This window comes from Candidatus Blochmannia sansabeanus (nom. nud.) (genome assembly GCF_059935345.1).
In genome coordinates this window covers 243,567-262,322 of record NZ_CP011795.1, presented here as the reverse complement: position 1 = coordinate 262,322, position 18,756 = coordinate 243,567, and the positions used below count along the sequence as shown (strand labels likewise).

Annotated in this window: 30 protein-coding genes, 1 tRNA gene and 1 rRNA gene; 6 read left to right on the top strand and 26 right to left on the bottom strand. The window is 30.4% G+C overall.

Features of this window, described 5'->3' with window-relative positions; translation table 11 throughout:
• The first annotated feature begins 321 nt into the window (after positions 1 to 321).
• The gene (locus tag Bsans602_RS01170; RefSeq protein WP_500837279.1) at positions 322 to 924 is read left to right on the top strand and encodes a peroxiredoxin C; all 603 of its coding nucleotides are present in this window, start codon (positions 322 to 324) and stop codon (positions 922 to 924) included.
• Between the two features lie 74 nt (positions 925 to 998).
• Positions 999 to 1,075 (top strand) — tRNA-Thr (locus tag Bsans602_RS01165).
• A gap of 149 nt (positions 1,076 to 1,224) precedes the next feature.
• Here Bsans602_RS01165 and lpcA read toward each other — a convergent pair.
• Both lpcA and dnaQ read right to left on the bottom strand, forming a co-directional pair.
• A complete protein-coding gene (gene lpcA, locus Bsans602_RS01160) occupies positions 1,225 to 1,812 on the bottom strand; it encodes a D-sedoheptulose 7-phosphate isomerase (protein ID WP_500837278.1) in 588 nt (195 codons plus the stop codon).
• A gap of 186 nt (positions 1,813 to 1,998) precedes the next feature.
• Positions 1,999 to 2,757, bottom strand: coding sequence for a DNA polymerase III subunit epsilon (gene dnaQ, locus Bsans602_RS01155; RefSeq protein ID WP_500837277.1), 759 nt, complete (start codon positions 2,755 to 2,757; stop codon positions 1,999 to 2,001).
• 60 nt (positions 2,758 to 2,817) lie between these two features.
• Between dnaQ and rnhA the strand changes: the two genes are divergently transcribed.
• Together rnhA and gloB are read left to right on the top strand one after the other, a co-directional pair.
• Positions 2,818 to 3,276: a ribonuclease HI gene (gene rnhA, locus Bsans602_RS01150; RefSeq protein WP_500837276.1), complete on the top strand. Its 459-nt coding sequence runs from the start codon at positions 2,818 to 2,820 to the stop codon at positions 3,274 to 3,276.
• Between the two features lie 305 nt (positions 3,277 to 3,581).
• On the top strand, positions 3,582 to 4,337 hold the full coding sequence (gene gloB, locus Bsans602_RS01145; protein ID WP_500837275.1) for a hydroxyacylglutathione hydrolase: 756 nt from the start codon (positions 3,582 to 3,584) through the stop codon (positions 4,335 to 4,337).
• A gap of 352 nt (positions 4,338 to 4,689) precedes the next feature.
• Here gloB and rrf read toward each other — a convergent pair.
• The 3 genes from rrf to tsaC all read right to left on the bottom strand — a co-directional run bounded on the left by rrf (position 4,690) and on the right by tsaC (position 6,471).
• Positions 4,690 to 4,805, bottom strand: a 5S ribosomal RNA gene (rrf, locus tag Bsans602_RS01140).
• A gap of 191 nt (positions 4,806 to 4,996) precedes the next feature.
• The gene (gene aroE / locus Bsans602_RS01135; protein WP_500837274.1) at positions 4,997 to 5,875 is read right to left on the bottom strand and encodes a shikimate dehydrogenase; all 879 of its coding nucleotides are present in this window, start codon (positions 5,873 to 5,875) and stop codon (positions 4,997 to 4,999) included.
• Positions 5,876 to 5,901: 26 nt separating this feature from the next.
• The gene (gene tsaC, locus Bsans602_RS01130; protein ID WP_500837273.1) at positions 5,902 to 6,471 is read right to left on the bottom strand and encodes an L-threonylcarbamoyladenylate synthase type 1 TsaC; all 570 of its coding nucleotides are present in this window, start codon (positions 6,469 to 6,471) and stop codon (positions 5,902 to 5,904) included.
• Between the two features lie 423 nt (positions 6,472 to 6,894).
• Between tsaC and def the strand changes: the two genes are divergently transcribed.
• Together def and fmt are read left to right on the top strand one after the other, a co-directional pair.
• A complete protein-coding gene (def, locus tag Bsans602_RS01125) occupies positions 6,895 to 7,386 on the top strand; it encodes a peptide deformylase (protein WP_500837272.1) in 492 nt (163 codons plus the stop codon).
• A gap of 47 nt (positions 7,387 to 7,433) precedes the next feature.
• Positions 7,434 to 8,411, top strand: coding sequence for a methionyl-tRNA formyltransferase (fmt, locus tag Bsans602_RS01120; protein WP_500837271.1), 978 nt, complete (start codon positions 7,434 to 7,436; stop codon positions 8,409 to 8,411).
• 67 nt (positions 8,412 to 8,478) lie between these two features.
• Here fmt and rplQ read toward each other — a convergent pair whose 3' ends face one another.
• From rplQ to rpsC, 21 genes are all read right to left on the bottom strand, one after another.
• Positions 8,479 to 8,859, bottom strand: a complete 381-nt coding sequence (gene rplQ, locus Bsans602_RS01115) for a 50S ribosomal protein L17 (RefSeq protein WP_500837270.1) — start codon at positions 8,857 to 8,859, stop codon at positions 8,479 to 8,481.
• Positions 8,860 to 8,903: 44 nt separating this feature from the next.
• The gene (locus tag Bsans602_RS01110) at positions 8,904 to 9,896 is read right to left on the bottom strand and encodes a DNA-directed RNA polymerase subunit alpha (RefSeq protein WP_500837269.1); all 993 of its coding nucleotides are present in this window, start codon (positions 9,894 to 9,896) and stop codon (positions 8,904 to 8,906) included.
• A gap of 34 nt (positions 9,897 to 9,930) precedes the next feature.
• Positions 9,931 to 10,554 carry a 30S ribosomal protein S4 gene (gene rpsD / locus Bsans602_RS01105; RefSeq protein ID WP_500837268.1) on the bottom strand — a complete coding sequence of 208 codons (624 nt, stop codon included), beginning with the start codon at positions 10,552 to 10,554 and terminating at the stop codon, positions 9,931 to 9,933.
• Positions 10,555 to 10,591: 37 nt separating this feature from the next.
• Positions 10,592 to 10,984 carry a 30S ribosomal protein S11 gene (gene rpsK, locus Bsans602_RS01100; RefSeq protein WP_500837267.1) on the bottom strand — a complete coding sequence of 131 codons (393 nt, stop codon included), beginning with the start codon at positions 10,982 to 10,984 and terminating at the stop codon, positions 10,592 to 10,594.
• A 37-nt stretch (positions 10,985 to 11,021) separates the two neighbouring features.
• The gene (gene rpsM / locus Bsans602_RS01095; RefSeq protein WP_500837266.1) at positions 11,022 to 11,378 is read right to left on the bottom strand and encodes a 30S ribosomal protein S13; all 357 of its coding nucleotides are present in this window, start codon (positions 11,376 to 11,378) and stop codon (positions 11,022 to 11,024) included.
• A gap of 33 nt (positions 11,379 to 11,411) precedes the next feature.
• The gene (rpmJ, locus tag Bsans602_RS01090) at positions 11,412 to 11,528 is read right to left on the bottom strand and encodes a 50S ribosomal protein L36 (RefSeq protein WP_500837265.1); all 117 of its coding nucleotides are present in this window, start codon (positions 11,526 to 11,528) and stop codon (positions 11,412 to 11,414) included.
• A 19-nt stretch (positions 11,529 to 11,547) separates the two neighbouring features.
• The gene (secY, locus tag Bsans602_RS01085) at positions 11,548 to 12,882 is read right to left on the bottom strand and encodes a preprotein translocase subunit SecY (protein ID WP_500837382.1); all 1,335 of its coding nucleotides are present in this window, start codon (positions 12,880 to 12,882) and stop codon (positions 11,548 to 11,550) included.
• A 2-nt stretch (positions 12,883 to 12,884) separates the two neighbouring features.
• A complete protein-coding gene (gene rplO, locus Bsans602_RS01080) occupies positions 12,885 to 13,337 on the bottom strand; it encodes a 50S ribosomal protein L15 (protein ID WP_500837264.1) in 453 nt (150 codons plus the stop codon).
• 3 nt (positions 13,338 to 13,340) lie between these two features.
• The gene (rpmD, locus tag Bsans602_RS01075; RefSeq protein WP_500837263.1) at positions 13,341 to 13,520 is read right to left on the bottom strand and encodes a 50S ribosomal protein L30; all 180 of its coding nucleotides are present in this window, start codon (positions 13,518 to 13,520) and stop codon (positions 13,341 to 13,343) included.
• A complete protein-coding gene (gene rpsE, locus Bsans602_RS01070) occupies positions 13,504 to 14,028 on the bottom strand; it encodes a 30S ribosomal protein S5 (RefSeq protein WP_500837262.1) in 525 nt (174 codons plus the stop codon). The genes rpmD and rpsE overlap by 17 nt, the downstream gene beginning before the upstream one ends.
• Positions 14,029 to 14,043: 15 nt before the next feature.
• Positions 14,044 to 14,397, bottom strand: coding sequence for a 50S ribosomal protein L18 (gene rplR, locus Bsans602_RS01065; protein WP_500837261.1), 354 nt, complete (start codon positions 14,395 to 14,397; stop codon positions 14,044 to 14,046).
• Between the two features lie 31 nt (positions 14,398 to 14,428).
• Positions 14,429 to 14,995, bottom strand: a complete 567-nt coding sequence (gene rplF / locus Bsans602_RS01060; RefSeq protein WP_500837260.1) for a 50S ribosomal protein L6 — start codon at positions 14,993 to 14,995, stop codon at positions 14,429 to 14,431.
• The gene (gene rpsH, locus Bsans602_RS01055) at positions 14,985 to 15,380 is read right to left on the bottom strand and encodes a 30S ribosomal protein S8 (RefSeq protein ID WP_500837259.1); all 396 of its coding nucleotides are present in this window, start codon (positions 15,378 to 15,380) and stop codon (positions 14,985 to 14,987) included. Before rpsH ends, rplF begins: the two co-directional genes overlap by 11 nt.
• Positions 15,381 to 15,409: 29 nt before the next feature.
• Complete coding sequence (gene rpsN, locus Bsans602_RS01050) at positions 15,410 to 15,715, bottom strand: 30S ribosomal protein S14 (RefSeq protein ID WP_500837258.1); 306 nt, start codon at positions 15,713 to 15,715, stop codon at positions 15,410 to 15,412.
• A complete protein-coding gene (gene rplE, locus Bsans602_RS01045) occupies positions 15,708 to 16,283 on the bottom strand; it encodes a 50S ribosomal protein L5 (protein WP_500837257.1) in 576 nt (191 codons plus the stop codon). Before rplE ends, rpsN begins: the two co-directional genes overlap by 8 nt.
• Before the next feature lie 12 nt (positions 16,284 to 16,295).
• Entirely contained in the window at positions 16,296 to 16,616 is a 321-nt protein-coding gene (rplX, locus tag Bsans602_RS01040) for a 50S ribosomal protein L24 (protein WP_500837381.1), read from the bottom strand.
• Positions 16,617 to 16,630: 14 nt separating this feature from the next.
• Positions 16,631 to 17,002 (bottom strand): 50S ribosomal protein L14, encoded by a 372-nt coding sequence (rplN, locus tag Bsans602_RS01035; protein ID WP_500837380.1) that lies wholly within the window; start codon positions 17,000 to 17,002, stop codon positions 16,631 to 16,633.
• A 120-nt stretch (positions 17,003 to 17,122) separates the two neighbouring features.
• Complete coding sequence (gene rpsQ, locus Bsans602_RS01030) at positions 17,123 to 17,380, bottom strand: 30S ribosomal protein S17 (RefSeq protein ID WP_500837256.1); 258 nt, start codon at positions 17,378 to 17,380, stop codon at positions 17,123 to 17,125.
• Positions 17,381 to 17,394: 14 nt separating this feature from the next.
• The gene (gene rpmC, locus Bsans602_RS01025) at positions 17,395 to 17,604 is read right to left on the bottom strand and encodes a 50S ribosomal protein L29 (RefSeq protein ID WP_500837255.1); all 210 of its coding nucleotides are present in this window, start codon (positions 17,602 to 17,604) and stop codon (positions 17,395 to 17,397) included.
• Positions 17,604 to 18,005, bottom strand: coding sequence for a 50S ribosomal protein L16 (gene rplP, locus Bsans602_RS01020; protein WP_500837379.1), 402 nt, complete (start codon positions 18,003 to 18,005; stop codon positions 17,604 to 17,606). The genes rpmC and rplP overlap by 1 nt, the downstream gene beginning before the upstream one ends.
• A gap of 17 nt (positions 18,006 to 18,022) precedes the next feature.
• Positions 18,023 to 18,727 carry a 30S ribosomal protein S3 gene (gene rpsC / locus Bsans602_RS01015; RefSeq protein ID WP_500837254.1) on the bottom strand — a complete coding sequence of 235 codons (705 nt, stop codon included), beginning with the start codon at positions 18,725 to 18,727 and terminating at the stop codon, positions 18,023 to 18,025.
• Positions 18,728 to 18,756 lie beyond the last annotated feature (29 nt).

Below are 18,756 nucleotides of genomic sequence, written 5' to 3'. Positions count from 1 at the left end.
TTATATGTATATATAGATAGCATAGTATATGAAAAATCGTTATTTTAATAGCAAGAAATAAATTTATTTTTAAACTATATAATATATAGTTAATGATATCTATGTTATCTATATGATAATCTGATAAATAATTTATTGTAAAATAATTAAAATTAGCAGAAATTATATTTTTAAAAGAATAGTAATTTTATTTTAATAATATTCCTTTGATATTATTTGCATAGGAATAGGTTAAACGATACAATAAAATATTGATTATTAGTGTGAAATTAATTCATATATTTAATATATTAATATCTTAATAGAGGTTAAGAGGTCAATATGGTATTGGTTAGTCGTTGTGCCCCAGATTTCACTTCTTCTGCAGTATTAGGAAATGGTGAAATTGTAGATAATTTTAGTTTATTAAATTATATTGATAAAAAGGAAGCAATAGTGTTTTTTTGGCCTATGGATTTTACTTTTGTTTGTCCATCAGAGTTGATTGCTTGCAATAAACGTTATGTTGAGTTTAAGAAACGAAATGTAGAAGTTATTGGAGTATCTATAGATTCAGTTTTCGTGCATAGTGCATGGAGAAAAATCCCTGTAAGTCAGGGAGGAATTGGAGCTTTGCAGTATGCTATGGTTTCTGATGTAAAACATGAAATTATAAAAAAATACGGTATTGAACATTTAGATAAAGGAATCGCTTTACGTGCTTCTTTCCTAATAGATAAATTAGGAGTGATACGACATCAGGTGGTGAATGATTTACCATTTGGTAGGAATTTTGACGAGATGATTCGTATGGTAGATGCATTACAGTTCCATGAGATTCATGGTCTTTTATGTCCTGCTCAATGGAATAAAGATAAAGAGGGATTAGAAGCATCTCAGAAGGGAACGATGAATTATCTAATTAATAATTTTTCTCAATTATAAAATAGAATGTTCAATACATAGAAATAATAGACTAATACACACGGTATTAGTTTTGGTGTGATTATATAATGTATGCCGATATAGCTCATATAAAAGGTAGAGCAGCGCATTCGTAATGCGAAGGATATAGGTTCAAATCCTATTGTCGGCATACATTATAATAATTTAGTTTAAACTTACTAGTTTAGTTTTTAAAGTTTGGAATATGACTTATATTAAACGGTTTTTATTTTATCGCACAAATTATGAACGAATCTTTTTGTATGTATATTGTAAATTAATGTTGACTTTTGGTTCTTTTTAAGAAGAAGATGTCATTTCCTTTTCTATTATAAGAATAAGCAAATGAATAATTTTAATATGAATCTCTTGAATATGATCAAAATAACTTAAGTATGGCACACAGATCTCTATGTCTACAGAATTAGATAATTTGTTTTCTTTTTTTTCCCCAGTCAAAAAGATTGTTTTCATGTTTTGTTTATGAGCTGCTTCTATAGCATACAATATATTAGTCGATTCACCAGAAGTAGAAATGGCAAATAATAAATCATTTTCATTTCCGATGGATTCGACATAGCGTGAGAATACATATTCAAAGCCAAAATCGTTGCTGACACATGATAAATATGACGGATCAGAAATCGCTATAGCGGCATAGCCTGCGCGATTATTTCTATAACGTCCGGTTAGTTCTTCTGAAAAGTGCATAGCATTACAGTGTGAACCACCATTCCCGCAGGATAATACTTTTCCTCCTGTTTTAAAAGTATTAGCGATAAGTTTTGCAGAAGATTCTACTGTATGAATATTATGTTTTTTATGAGTGAAAAGCTTCATCATTTTTATGGTTTCATTAAATTCGTTACGAATTAAATCGTGATACATAATAACTCCTAAAAATAAGAATATATATGGAATATACATAATATCATAATTATGATGAATTACATTATATCGCATATAATAATTAGACATATGAATTTCTTTAACTGTTATTAATAACAAATTTATTTATTTAAGTTATGTAATTTGTTTGAAATATAGTTAAACAATTTATTATTTCTTACAGTATTATCGCTGCCGCCATATACAGGTTTTATTTATTTGTTGTATACGATCTAAATATTCTTCATGAGCTAACTTTTCTTGTTTATCAGCATAAATAATTTTTAATGATGTTGTTGGGTTAGCGTTAATATATTTTCTGTTGTTATCTAATTGCGTTATATTATTAATTTTGTTATTTGATATATTTGTTGTTTTCATAAATTTTATGCTTGTTTGTCCTCCGCTCATTAATAAAAATACATTAGCTAAAAGTCGTGCATCGATTAATGCGCTATGTAAGTTTCGTCGTTTATCGTTATTAATGGAATAGCGTTCACATAATGCATCTAAATTGTTACGTTGTCCTGGAAATTTTTTTCGAGCCAATTTTAGACTATCAATTATAGTGCAATAAGATTCTATTTTTTTTTGGTTTTTATTATACATCTGTAACTCTTGATTAAGAAAACCTAAATCGAATGAAGCATTGTGAATGATTAATTCACTATTGCGAATAAACATTAAAAATTCATTTTTTATTTCTGAAAAAGTTGGTTTATCTTTTAAAAATTGATTACTAATTCCGTGTATTTGAAAAGCTTCAATATCAACTACACGATTTGGTTTGAGGTACACATGAAATTTATTATCAGTTAAATGACGATCAATTATTTCTACTGCCCCGATTTCAATAATTCTATGACCTTCATAATGAAGACCAAATTTATTCATGCCAGTGGTTTCGGTATCTAGAACAATTTGTCGTATAATATTAGTGTTCATAGTTTTTCTTATTTCTGTCACACTAGTTTAATTTATAATTAACATTATAATATCTTATATATGTATAAAAAAATAGAAATTTTCACTGATGGATCATGTCTAGGTAATCCAGGCCCAGGTGGTTGTGCTGCTATATTACGATATAAGCAATATAGGAAAGAATTTAGTATTGGATATCGTTTAACTACTAATAATCGTATGGAATTAATGGCAGCTATTATTGCATTAGAATCACTCAAAAATTCATGTCAAATTATTCTAAATACTGATAGTCAATATTTATTGCATGGGATTACTCAATGGATTCATATATGGAAAAAGCATCATTGGAAAACTGCTGAAGAAAAATTAGTAAAAAATATTGATTTATGGCAACGTTTAGATATAGCGACACAACCACATTCTATTATCCAATGGAATTGGTTGAAAAGTCATACTGGTCATCCAGATAATGAACGATGTGATCAATTAGCTCGATTAGCCGCCAAGTATCCTTTACATGAAGATTTTTATCAATGATAACAATATTAATGTGGTAATTATTTTTACTTAAATAAACATATATTTTGATCATCAATAAAAAATTAATAAATATTAAAATTTATTTTTTATAAAAATTTTTTATAAATTATATTATATATATTATTTTCTACTTTTTAGTGGCATGATGTATTTAAAAATAATTATTGAATCTTTTTGATGGATTGTATTTATATTTGAAAAATTTAATCCAAAATACTAAAGATAATAAATTTTATATACTGTGTGTTGCTAAAAAATCTTAAAATATTTGGTTATAATTTATTAAGTAACTATAATTAATTATGAAAATCATTAGAGTTCCGGCATTAAATACTAATTATATTTGGATTCTATATAATCACAGAAATGAATGCATACTTGTTGATCCTGGAGAAGCGATAGAAGTATTAAAAATTTTAAGAAAATTTCAGCTTATACTACGGGCAATTTTATTAACTCATAATCATGCCGATCATTTCAATGGAGTGAGTACATTAATGCAATATTTTCCAAAAACAGTTGTTTATGGCCCTGAAGAAATTGAAAATAATAATATTCATGTTTTAGTATCAGAAGGGGATAATTTTGTGTTATTACAGAAAAAATTTAGAGTATTTCATTTTCCTGGACATACGTTAGGACACATTGGGTTTTACAGTGCACCTTGGTTATTTTGTGGCGATACTGTATTTTCTGCGGGTTGTGGTACATTTTGCGCAGCGCTTGCGCAACAGATGTATGAGTCTTTTATAAAAATTAGGCATTTTCCTTGTAATACTTTGATTTTTAGTGGACATGAATATACTTTACTTAATGTTAATTTTGCTGTTTCTATCTTACCTCACGATCAGTTTATTATTAATTATCGTAATAAGGTGATTAAATTACGTGAAGATAATAAATCTACTGTACCAACAATGGTAGGTTTAGAATTAAAAGTTAATCCTTTCTTTCGTTGTAATGATGTAGATATAAAAAAATCACTGAATTTGTCGTCTGATATCAAAGAAAATTGGCAAGCTTTTCATGAGTTACGTAAAAAAAAAGATTTGTTCTAATCTAATTTCGTCCCAGTATTTTAATAATTATTAACGAATAATTATTAAAATACTGGGACGAAACTTCTATCGATGATTATTATCATAATTAATTTTTAGTAATATTTTATAGAAGATTTAAATCATTTTCATAAAATATAACATAATAACTAAAGCATATCGTTATTATATATGATAACGTCTATACTTAAATGCAAAATTTTTTATTAAGACATAAAATATCTATGTTTTACTCCAATTTTATTGATTGGTAGATCAAGCTTTTCAATAAAAACAATTTTAATTTTTTATTTTTGTACTATTTCTGTAATTTTTGATAACTATAACTATGTTGACTGAAGCGCGTCAATCTACTTGGCAGCCCCCTACTCTCGCATAGGGAAACCCCACACTACCATTGGTACTACGACATTTCACTTCTGAGTTCGGAATGGAATCAGGTGGTACTATCGCGCTAACGCCGCCAAGTTAATTTAAAAACGTATACCATCTATTTATATAAAAATAGATTCTTTAATAACTTTCACGCAACATTGTATATTATTTTAAAATGTTTACAAAGTAAAATATATTTAAATTCATAAATTTTATCCTATAAGAATAAGTCTTAATGGTTAAGAATTTTATGTTCATTTTATTCCTAATAAAAAATTAAATAATTACATATAAAGGGTAGATCTTAAATGATTTAATATAGAGCCAACAGAAGGAAGTAGGTTATGCCATAATAAAAATGCATGAGCCGCTTGTTCTGCTAACATACCTAATCCATCTGAACAGTAGTTTGATCCATGGTTTTTACACCATTTTATAAATGATGTATCTTGTTTTTGGTAAAATAGATCGTAACATTTAGTTGAAGGAGTGATAATAGAGGGCGGTATTTTTGGAATAGTATTAATCATACTGCTAGTTGTAGCATTAATAATTAAACTATATTTATTAACATTATAGCTTAATTCACATAAAGGCATACATGATACATTTTTATATCCTATTTCATGGCAATAAGATACCAATTTTTGGGCTGTATGAAATGTTCTGTTGACTATATATACGTAACATTCTGTTACTGTAGTTAATAATGCTAGAAGAATTCCTTTTGCAGCTCCTCCAGCACCAATTAATAAAATATTTATTTTTATGGGTTTATCGTGAGATGTTGTTACAGTGATACAATTGTTGTTATTTATCCAAGTAAGACGTTTTAAATCGCTAATAAATCCTATACCATCGGTATTATCTCCTAGTAAAATGTCATTTTTTAGTTTTTTAATTGTATTAACTGAACGGGCTAAAACAGCCCGTTCAGTTAATTGATGACATATAAGGTATGCATGCTCTTTAAATGGAGTGGTAATATTTGCACCTAATCCACCTAATTGGAAGAAATTATATAATAGATTCTCAAAGTTATTTTGTGATACTAATTTTAAATCATATTCTTTTTTCATCCCGATTTCATTTGCAAATAATGCGTAAATTTCTGCTGATTTACTATGTTTAATTGGGTTACCAAAAACAGCAAAGGCACTCATTTATGTATTCTCCTCAGTAACAGAAATCATTCACGAATTAATTTATCAGTTACAATATCTCTAATTTCTGAAGGATTCGGTCTTCCAAGTACGTTTTCATGCATTATAGGTATATCATATCCAAATTGCTGATATATCTCTGCGATAGTACGTGCAGGAGGTTGTCCAGATAGATTTGCACTAGTAGATACCAAAGGTTTTCCAAAGGCTATGCAAAGACGTTGAATGGGTTCAAAATTACTGATTCGTACCGCTAAGGAAGCATACTGGCCTGTTAACCAATATGGGCTATCTACTTTTGCTGGAAACACCCACGTCGTCGGTTTAGCATGAATAGAAAATCCTCGAGATCGTTGTTTTACGTTTAAGTAGCTATCATCAATATATTTCAATAATTGTGTGTAATGCGCAGCAATTAAAATTAAACCTTTTTTCCATGATCTATTTTTTATTTTCAATAAAGTACGTATTGCATGTTCATTATCTGGGTCACATCCTAATCCAAAGACAGATTCTGTTGGATAAACTATCACCCTACCCCGCTTTAGTTGCACCAATAAATCTTTTATATTCGATGAAGACAAAATGCGTATCATAGATTACCAGTTAATAAACTAACATATAATATTCCTTGATTTGAATTGCTATTTATAAAATATTTTAAAGTTATCTATTAATTAATCTTCTTAAGTTTAAATATAAAATTATAATATTTCAAGTTCTGATATCTTAATATGTTTTATATTATATAGACATGATTTGATGTTTTTATTATATTTTGTATTACAGTATGCTCAAACATTCAATATATATAGTTTTATATACAGTTGCATATGTACTGAATTATTTAACTACACTTGAATTTCAGTAGTTAAGTATTTATAAAATTTAGTTACAATCAATCAATTTTTGAATATATGATACAAATAAATATTTTACATTTATTGTTATGAAATATATCTATAATTTGTTAGATCATATACAATTTACTCAAAATTTAACTTTAATAGTTTTTATTTATGTCGATATTAGAAATATTGCGTTATCCTGATACACGTCTCAGAAAAATTGCTGATCCTGTTATTGCAGTTTCTAATGATACTAGGAAAATTATACATGATATGTTTGATACGATGTATTTTAATAAAGGCATTGGTTTAGCTGCAACACAAGTTGATATTCAACAACAAATTATTGTTATTGACTTATGCATGAAAAATAAGCAACGATTAGTTTTCATTAATCCTAATATTATAAAAAGAACAGGAATTATTAGTATGACTGAAAGTTGTTTGTCAATTCCTCAAATACATGAAATCATTTCGCGTTCAGAAAATATAACAGTTCGGTCATTAGATCAAAATGGTAATAAATTTGAGATAGAAGCGAATAATTTATTAGCAATTTGCATTCAACATGAAATAGATCATTTGTGTGGCAAGCTCTTTATTGATTATTTATCTCCATTAAAAATTAAAAGAATTTGTAAAAAAATGAAAAAATTATCTTGATTAAATATTAAAAGGTGTTTATTTTATTTTTTAGTGTATTGTATATTATGGGGCATATGAAATCATTACGCATTGCTTTTTTTGGAACTACAAATTTTGCGGTCCAGCACTTACACGCGTTAGTTTATTTTTCTATACATCAAATAATAGCGATTTTTACCCAAGAAATACAAGTATCGAAACGTAAATCCTTTTCATCTTTGCATGATATAGCAAAAAAGCATGGTATATCGTTATTTCAATCTAGTTTTTTATCTATTTCCGAAATTATTCATATTGTTAAAAAACTTAATGTAGATTTAATAGTAGTTGTATCTTATGGTTTAATTTTACCGAAAGAAATATTAGGTATACCGCGATTAGGGTGCATCAACGTGCATGGTTCGTTATTACCTCGTTGGCGTGGTCCAGCTCCGATTCAACGTGCATTGCAATATGGTGATGATATCACAGGAATAACTATTATACGAATGGATTTGGGTATCGACACTGGGGATATTTTTCATATTATGCCTTGTAATATTTTAGCAAAAGATACTAGTTATACTCTTTCTAACAGATTAGCAAAAATGGGATCTACCATGTTACTACAAGTGTTAGATCAGATTGTTTCGGGAACATATACGCTAATATCTCAAGATGCAACCTGTGCTGCATCTACTACATATGCGCATAAATTAACTAAACAGGAAGCACGTATCGATTGGAAATTATCAGCAATTCAAATAGAACGATGTGTTCGTGCTTTTAATCCATGGCCAATCAGTTATTTTTTAGTAAGAAATTGTCGTGTTAGAGTATGGGACTCTGAGGTAAGTAATCGAAATACGGTGGGTTGTCGTCATCAGTTGTTATCATATCCTGGTACTATATTATCAATTAATCCATATGGTATTCATGTTGTTACTGGTTCCGGAGTATTAATACTTACTATGTTACAAATTGCAGGTAAAAAAAGAGTGTTGATACGTGATATCCTCAATGCATATAAAACATGGTTTATGCCTAACTCCATACTAGAATAAAATAAAATAAATTATATGGATTAATAGTTTTTATATTATGTAGGTGAAAATTATTTGTTTTTAATTATTATTTTCCATTTTCTGTTATTTTAGACCGTTCCACTAGCTCGATGTATGCCATTGGCGCATTGTCTCCTTTACGTGATCCACATTTTAATACACGAGTATATCCTCCAGGACGATTAAAAAAATGTGGACTGATTTGTGTAAATAATTTTGCAACAATATTATTATTTCTGATTTTAGAAAAAACTAAACGCCGATTTGCAACTGTATCTATTTTACTACATGTAATTAACGGTTCAATAATGCGACGTAGCGCCTTGGCTTTAGACAAAGTAGTTTTTATAATTTGGTAGGTTACTAATGAAATAACCATATTGCGAAACATAGCCTTACGATGAGCACTAGTTTTATTTAATTTAGAACCGCTTTTTCGATGATGCATATACTTCACCTCTATCATATTAAAATAATAAATTGTAAATGTTATTAACTATCTAAAATATTTGTAGGAGGCCAGTTTTCCAGATGCATTCCTAAGGATAATCCACGAGCAGCTAATACATCTTTTATTTCTGTTAATGATTTTTTTCCTAAATTGGGAGTTTTTAATAGCTCCACTTCTGTCCGTTGTACTAAATCACCAATATAATGAATAGATTCTGCTTTTAAACAATTAGCAGAACGTACGGTTAATTCTAAATCATCAACAAGACGTAGTAAAATTGGATCGAATTCCGGTTTTTCTTCTTTGTGTTCTGGTTGATGTATATCTCGTAAATCAATAAAAGCTGCGAGTTGTTCAGATAAAATTGTCGCTGCACGCCTAATTGCTTCTTCAGGTTCTATAGTGCCATTAGTTTCTATATCAATGATTAGTTTATCTAAATCTGTACGTTGCTCAACACGAGCAGCTTCTACATTGTAAGAAATTCTTTCTACTGGACTATAACACGCGTCTAGTAATAATCGACCAATTGGTAAGATATCTGACTCAGGATTAAATCTAGAAGCAGCTGGAACGTAACCTCTTCCACGTTGTACTTTTATACGCATATTAATAGATGTATTTTTATCGGTTATATGACATATAACATGACTTGGCACAATAATCTTCACATTATTAGTATCATATGTAATATCGTTTGCAATTACAGGGCCGATACCAGATTTATTTAGAGTCAAAGTAATGTGATCTTTTCCTTCAACTCTAATAGCTAATTTTTTTAGATTAAGTAAAATTTCTAAAATGTCTTCTTGTATACCTTCTTTTGTGCTATACTCGTGTAATACCCCGTCGATTTCAACTTCTGTTATTGCATATCCAGGCATTGAGGAAAGTAAAATACGACGTAGGGCGTTTCCTAAAGTATGACCAAATCCTCGTTCTAATGGTTCTAGAGTAACTTTAGAGTGAGTTTTAGTAATTTGTTCAATTTCTACTAAACGAGGTTTCAAAAATTCTATTGCAGAGTTCTGCATTACTGCCTCTCTTTTATTATCTTACAAGTTTTGTTTATTTTGAATATAATTCCACAATTAGATGTTCATCAATATTTGCAGATAGCTCGTTGCGTTCCGGATAACGTTTAAATATGCCTTGTAATTTAACAGGATCAACTTCAATCCATGCTAATTTTTCTCGTTGTTGTTCAGCGAGTTCTAAAGCACCACGAATTCTAGATTGATTATGTGATTTCTTACGTATCTTAATAATTGTATTAGGCATAACTTGATATGAAGCTATATTAACAATATGGTCGTTCACCATAATGGATTTATGGCTTACTAATTGACGAGCTTCTGCACGTGTTGCTCCAAATCCCATACGATATATGACATTATCTAATCTACTTTCTAATAATTTTAGCAAATTTTCACCGGTATTTCCTTTAATACGTGTAGCTTTTTTATAATAATTAGAGAATTGACGCTCTAAAATACCATATATACGTCTAACTTTTTGTTTTTCTCGTAACTGTATTCCATAATCTGAAAAACGAGATTTACGGATATTATGTTGTCCTGGGGGTTGTTCAGGTTTACATTTAGAATCAATTGGACGAATTCCCGATTTTAAAAAAAGGTCTGTTCCTTCACGACGACTGAGTTTAAGTTTAGGTCCTAAATATTTTGCCATATACTTGATTTCCTTGAAAATAATATTAGTTTATTTTTTAGACACGGCGTTTTTTGGAAGGACGGCAACCATTATGAGGGATTGGAGTAACATCAGTGATACTAATGATATTGAACCCTGATGCGTTTAATGCTCGTACTGCAGATTCACGTCCTGGTCCAGGCCCTTTAATCATAACTTCTAAATTTTTTACTCCATATTCTTGAACTATTTCAGCACACCGTTCTGCTGCAATTTGTGCAGCGAACGGTGTGGATTTGCGAGATCCACGAAAACCAGAGCCTCCAGCTGTAGTCCATCCTAGAGTATTACCTTGTTTATCACTAATGGTGATTATAGTATTATTAAAGGATGCATGTATGTGTGCTATGCCGTCTAAAATTTGTTTTTTGAGTCGTCTGCGCGCTCTAAGATTGGATGATTTAATCATTTTGTGTGTGTATATATTTTTATTAAATGTACTTAAGTTATTTGTTTATTAATTTTCGAGGACCCTTACGGGTTCTTGCGTTTGTTCTAGTTCTTTGACCTCGTACTGGTAAATTGCGACGATGTCGTAATCCACGATAAGTACCAAGATCGATTAAACGTTTAACATTTAAAGTAACTTCTCGGCGTAAATCTCCTTCTACAATATATTTGCCTACTGCATCACGTAATTTATCTATATGAATTTCAGATAATTTACAAAGTTGTACATGTCCATTTATTCCTGTATTTGAACAAATTAATCGAGCACGAGATTTACCAATTCCATAAATGGACATTAAAGCAATAACGGTGTGTTTGCGGTCAGGAATATTTACACCTGCTATACGTACCACTATTTATACTCCTAAAATTGATATTAATAAAAATTATCCTTGTCGTTGTTTGTGTTTTGGATCTACACGACAAACTATTCGAACAGTATTATTTCTTTTTACAATTTCACAATGACGACATAGCTTTTTAACTGATGCACGTACTTTCATAATTTTTCCTATATAAAGTTTAGTGATTAAAATTTTTCAGATTTGCTTTTTTTAATACGGATTCATACTGACTGGACATCATTAAAGTCTGTATTTGAACCATAAAATCCATAATAACTACAACTACAATCAGTAAAGATGTTCCTCCAAAATAAAAAGGCACTCTCATAGCAATTCTCATAAATTCTGGTACTAAACAAATAAATGTAACATATATCGCCCCGATGAAAGTTAAACGAATCATAATTTTATTGATGTATTTTGCAGTTTGTTCTCCTGGTCTAATCCCAGGAACGAATGCTCCAGATTTTTTTAGATTTTCGGCTGTTTCACGCGGGTTAAATACTAAAGATGTGTAAAAAAAACAAAAAAACATAATAGCTGCTGCATAAAGTAAAATATATAATGGTTGACCTGGTTGTAGATACAAAGAAATTATAGTTAACCATTGCCAATTGGTGCTACTGCCAAACCAAGAAGCAACGGTTCCTGGAAACAAAATTACACTGGAAGCAAAAATAGCAGGAATAACACCAGCCATATTTACTTTAAGCGGTAAATGTGTGTTTTGAGCGGCATAAATACGACGACCTTGCTGACGTTGAGCATAATGTACTAAAATGCGACGTTGTCCTCTTTCTATAAATACAACGAAAAAAGTAATACTACATATTAAACAGATAACTAAAATTAATATGAAAAAATGTAATTCATTTTGTCTTACTTGTTCTATGGTATGACCTATAGCGAGTGGTAATCCAGCGATTATTCCTGAAAAAATAATAACTGAAATGCCATTACCTATTCCTTTGTTAGTAATTTGATCCCCCAACCACATTAAAAAAACAGTACCACAAACAAGACTAATAATCGCTATACAATAAAAAGAGAATCCTGGATTAATCACTAATCCAGATACACTAGGCAAACTAGTAACAATACCTACTGACTGTAATATTCCTAGTATTAAAGTACCATAGCGAATATATTGGTTAATTAGTTTTCTTCCACTTTCTCCTTCTTTTTTAATTTCTATCAAAGTAGGATGTACCGCGGTTAATAGTTGCACAATAATTGAAGATGAAATATATGGCATGATTCCTAAACTAAAAATAGAAGCACGACTTAAGGATCCTCCAGAAAACATATTGAACATTTCAATAATAGTGCCTTGTTGTTGTTCGATAATTTTTTCTAAAACAATTAAATCTACTCCTGGAATTGGAATGAACGATCCTATACGAAAAATAATTAAAGCAACAATCACAAATATAATTCTTCGTTTCAATTCATGTAATCCGCCTTGTACACTTTTAAAAGTAGATTTAGGTTGCCGTTTTTTAGTAACTATCATCATTAATTTTTTAAATTACCCCTTTTTATTTGTCCGCCTACAGATTCAATGGCAATTCGTGCGCCTTTGCTAATGCGCAAACTACTATGTAGAATAATAGGATGTGTAATTTCTCCAGACATGATAATTTTAACAAACTTAATTTTTTTCTTAATAATATTATGTGCTTTTAAAACATTCATATCTATTATTTTATTTGGAATGCAGGATAAATCAGATAATCTGATTTCTTGGGTAACCATAGCTTTACGAGACGTAAAGCCAAATTTCGGTAATCTACGATATAAAGGGGTTTGTCCGCCTTCAAACCCAAGACGTATTTTACTTCCAGAACGAGATTTTTGTCCTTTGTGTCCACGTCCTCCTGTCTTACCTAATCCAGACCCTATACCTCTGCCTACTCGTTTACTTAAACGTTTAGATCCTTTAGACGGAGAAATAGTGTTAAGATACATGATTTATTCCTCCACTTTAATCATGTAAGCAATTAAATTAATCATACCACGAATGGAAGGTGTATCAACCGTTTCAACAGTATTTCTGATATGGGATAATCCCAAACCACGTAAAGTTGCTTTATGTTTTGGCAGACGCCCAATAGAACTTTTAGTTTGAGTTAATTTAATAGTTTTTAACATAATTATAATAACCTAAAATTTCTTTAATTGATTTACCCCTTTTTTCTGCAATCATTTGGGGGGATTTCATTTTTTGTAAAGCATTTAGAGTCGCACGAACTATATTGATAGGATTTGTAGATCCATAAGCTTTTGCTAACACATTATGTATTCCAACTACTTCTAAGATAGCACGCATTGTAGTCCCCGCGATAATTCCAGTTCCTTCAGAAGCAGGTTGCATGTAAATATGAGAACCTGTATATGTTCCTTTAACTACATGTTGTAAAGTTCCCTTATATAAAGAGACAATTATCATATTACGGCGAGCTTTTTCCATTGATTTTTGAATAGCCGATGGAACTTCACGAGCTTTACCGTAACCAAATCCTACTCGACCATTTGTATCTCCTACCACGGTTAATGCTGTAAAGCTAAATACACGACCTCCTTTAACAGTTTTAGAGACTCGGTTTACTGTAATTAATTTTTCTTGCAATTCACCGGGCTGTTTATCGATATATTTCATGTTATTTTCCTTGATTTAAAATCTTAGCCCAGCTTGTCTAGCATGAGTAGCTAGTGTTTGCACTCTACCGTGATATTTAAACCCAGAACGATCAAAAGATACGTGTGTAATATTTTTTTTTGTTGCACGTTCCGCAATAATTTTTCCTACTATAGCTGCAGCTTTTTTGTTGCTAGTTGTTTGTACTTGATTTGAAATTAGTTTTTCCGTTGTAGAAGCTGTTACTAATACATTTGAATTATCTTTTGAAATTATTTGCGCATAAATGTGCTTACAAGTTCTATGTATTACTAATCTGGTGGCACCTAATTTATATAATTTCTTTCGTACTTTTGTAGCTCTTTTAATACGAGCATCTTTTTTATTCATATTATATTGTTCTCTATATTATAGATGGTTATCATCTTTTTTTAGCATCTTTATTGTGTATTATTTCATTAATGTAGCGAATACCTTTCCCCTTAAAAGGTTCAGGAGGACGTAGTGATCTCAAATCTGCTGCAATTTGCCCAACAATCTGCTTATTTATCCCTGTTATAACAATTTCGGTTTGGTTTGGACACGTCGCTGTAATTTCTACAGGCAATGTATAATTAATAGAATGAGAGAATCCTATAGTTAGATTTATTATATTATTTTTAATAGTTACACGATAACCTATGCCTATTAATTGTAGTTTCTTAGTGAAACCTGTAGTAACACCAGTAATCATACCATTAATTAATGCGCGCGTTGTTCCTATTAAAGCTTTATTTTTATTATTAATATTTTCGTTAGTGTATACCAGCAGCTTGTTTTCATTATGTAATTGCACACTAATTGATTTATGTAATTTTAAAGTTAATGTACCAAGTGTGCCTGTAACATGAACGTAACGATCTTGTAGTTTTATTGTGGTTATATTGGGAATAAAAATTATTGTTTTATATATATGGGGCGTAGAAATATGTTCAGTATCAGGATACATAACATATAATCTCCCCACCAACATTAAGCTGACGAGCTTTTTTATCTGTAATTATGCCTTTAGAAGTAGAAATAATAACAATTCCCATACCAGACATTACTTGAGGTAATTCTTTTCTCTTTTTATAGATACGCAACCCAGGTCGACTAATACGTTTAATAGTATCTATGACAGGTTTTCTTTTTTGATAATATTTTAGAAATATTTCTAAAACAGGTTTAACATTATTTTTAAGATTATATTTTTTTATGAATCCTTCTTCTTCTAACACATTAGCAATTGCTAATTTAATTGTAGAAGATGGGGTGCAAATTTTTTCTTTTTTAGAAATTTGCCCATTACGTATAGTAGTTAACATTTCTGCGATCGAATCTTGCATACTCATTATATAGGACTCCGATAATAAATAATTGATCACCAGCTAGCTTTTCTTAAACCAGGTATTTCTCCACGCATGGCAGCTTCACGTAACTTCATACGACTTAATCCAAATTTTCTTAAAAAAGCATGAGGACGTCCAGTGTGACGACAACGATTACGTTGTCTAGATGGGCTAGAATCGCGTGGTAAAGTTTGTAATTTTAAAACAGCGTTCCAACGTTCTTTGTTAGAAATACGTGGGTTAATAATAATTTTTTTTAGGGACATACGTTGTGTATAATATTTATTAACTAATTTTAAACGCTTGATTTCACGCGCTTTTATGGATTCTTTAGTCATGCTTTAACTCTCCTTTGAAGGGATGCAATTGTTTTCGAAATGGAAAACGACAAGCGGATAATAAAGCATGTGCTTCATTATCAGAAGTAGCATTCGTAGTTATAGTGATATCCATGCCTCTCAAATCATCAACAGTATCATAATCAATTTCAGGAAAGATAATTTGCTCACGTATTCCAATGCTGTAATTACCATGACCATCAAAGGATTTAATAGATAAACCACGAAAATCACGAATACGAGGCATGGCAATAGAAATGAATCTCTCGATAAATTCCCACATGCGCGCTCCTCGTAAAGTTACTTTACATCCAATTGGTTGGCCTTGTCGAATTTTAAAACTGGAAATAGACTTACGCGCTTTAGTCACGATTGGTTTTTGACCTGAAATTTTCATTAAATCTTCTATTGCTTTTTCCAAAAAATTTTTATTAGTAATAGATTTTCCTACTCCCATATTAATAGTAATCTTTTTGATTGTAGGAACTTGCATAACAGATTGGTACTGAAATTTGTGCATTAAACTTTGTATTACATTATTTTTATAATAATCATATAAATTAGTCATATATTGTTCCAACTACTTGATCACATCTCCATTAGACTTAAAAATTCGTATTTTTTTACCATTTTTTATTTTAAATCCTACACGATCTGCTTTATTTAAAGTAGTATTAAATATTGCAATATTAGACAAATCGACAGACGCTTCCTTTTCAATGATTCCTCCTGGTTGATTTTTGTTTGGAATAGGTTTTTGATGTTTTTTTACTAAATTTATTCCTGTTACTACAGCTCTACCTTTATCATAAAAAATGTGCTTTACTATCCCTTTTTTCCCCTTATCTTTTCCACTCAATACAATAATTTCATCATTACGTTTAATTTTAGCTGCTGCCATTATAATAATCTCCATTAAAGAACTTCGGGGGCTAAAGAAATAATCTTCATAAATTTTTCGTTACGTAATTCACGGGTTACTGGGCCAAAAACACGAGTTCCTACAGGTTGAGCGCTCATATCATGTAGTAGTACGCAGGCATTATTATCAAATCTGATAACAGATCCATCTAAGCGACGTACGCCTTTTTTTGTACGTACTACAACAGCTTTTAATACATCACCTTTTTTTACTTTAGCGCGCGGCACTGCTTCCTTAATAGCAACTTTAATAATGTCACCGACATTAGCATAACGACGACCAGACCCTCCTAAGACTTTAATACACATTACATATCGTGCGCCAGAGTTATCAGCAACATTTAAAATAGTACGTTCTTGAATCACATAAAACTCCATAATAATTATAATAATAATTAATTGACATTTTCAAAGGATATATACTTGTAAAACTTATTACATTAGTTCAGTTAAATAATCTATTATTGATTATATATTATATTGTATTTAAAAAAAATCTGATTTTTTGATAATAGAAGTTAGTATCCAAGATTTTGTTTTAGAGATGGGGCGACATGCTCGTATTGCAATGATGTCTCCAATATTAGTTTCATTATTAGGATCGTGCACATGTAATTTAGTGGTGCGTTTAATAAACTTTTCGTATGTTGAATGTTTAATTAAGCGTTCAACAGAAACAACAGCAGATTTGTTCATTTTATTACTAATCACACGACCTGTCAGGATACGAATCCTATCAACCATGAAATATTCTCCTTTTACATATTTTTATTATTAGACAAATAATGTTTAATAGATGCTATATTACGGCGCACTTTTTTTAATAAGTGTAATTGTTTTAATTGACCCGATTTTGCCTGTATACGTAAATTAAAATATTCACGTAATACGCTTATCAGTTCTTCTTTACATGAAGTAAAGGTATTCTTTTTTTTTTTATTTAATGGTTGTTCTGTTATTTTATTCATTATATTCCTATTACAGTACTTTTAATTGGTAATTTTGCAGCACCTAATTTAAAAGCATTATATGCAAGTTCTTTTGGTACTCCATTTATTTCATATAAAATTTTTCCTGGTTGTATTAATGCTACCCAATATTCTACATTTCCTTTTCCTTTTCCCATTCGTACTTCGAGAGGTTTTTTAGTGATAGGCTTGTCTGGGAAGACGCGAATCCAAATTTGTCCTTGACGTTTTATAGCACGACTTATAGCACGCCGTGCAGCTTCAATTTGACAGGATTTTAATCGTCCACGACTAGTAGCTTTTAAAGCAAATTTTCCAAAACTAATACTATCATTTGTTATGATTCCTCGATTACGCCCTTTGTGCATTTTACGAAATTTTGTGTGCTTTGGTTGCAACAACATCCTATTACTATCCTTTATGTGCTATTTTTGTATTTTTTAGTTGATTGATTGATTGATTGATTTGGGTAACCTGTTGTAGTAGGTAATATATCTCCTAAAATTTCACCTTTAAATACCCACACTTTAATTCCAATTACTCCATATGTAGTCTGTGCCTCTGCAAGACTATAATCGATGTCAGCACGAAAAGTATGTAGCGGAACACGTCCTTCTCTATACCATTCAGTACGAGCAATTTCAGCGCCACTTAATCTACCACTTATTTCTACTTTAATTCCTTTTGCACCTAAACGCATAGCGCTTTGTACAACTCGTTTCATTGCCCGTCTAAATATTATTCTGCGTTCTAGTTGAGATGCTATATTATCAGCTAATAATTTAGCATCTAATTCTGGTTTACGAACTTCAGCAATATTTAGTTGTGTTGGAACTCCAGAAATTTTTGCTATATTCTTACGTAATTTTTCAATATCCTCTCCTTTCTTTCCAATTATGAGCCCAGGCCTAGCTGTATAAACAGTTACTCTTATGCTTTTAGCAGGGCGCTCAATAATTATACGAGATACTGAAGCTTTTGAGAGTTTTTTTTCTAAAAACTGACGTACCGAAAAATCGTTTCCTAAGTTATCAGAAAAATCTTTATTATTTGCATACCAAGTGGAATGCCATGTTTTCGTGATACCCAACCGTATTCCATTCGGATGTACCTTTTGACCCATTTGTAATACTCCATCCATTTAAATATATT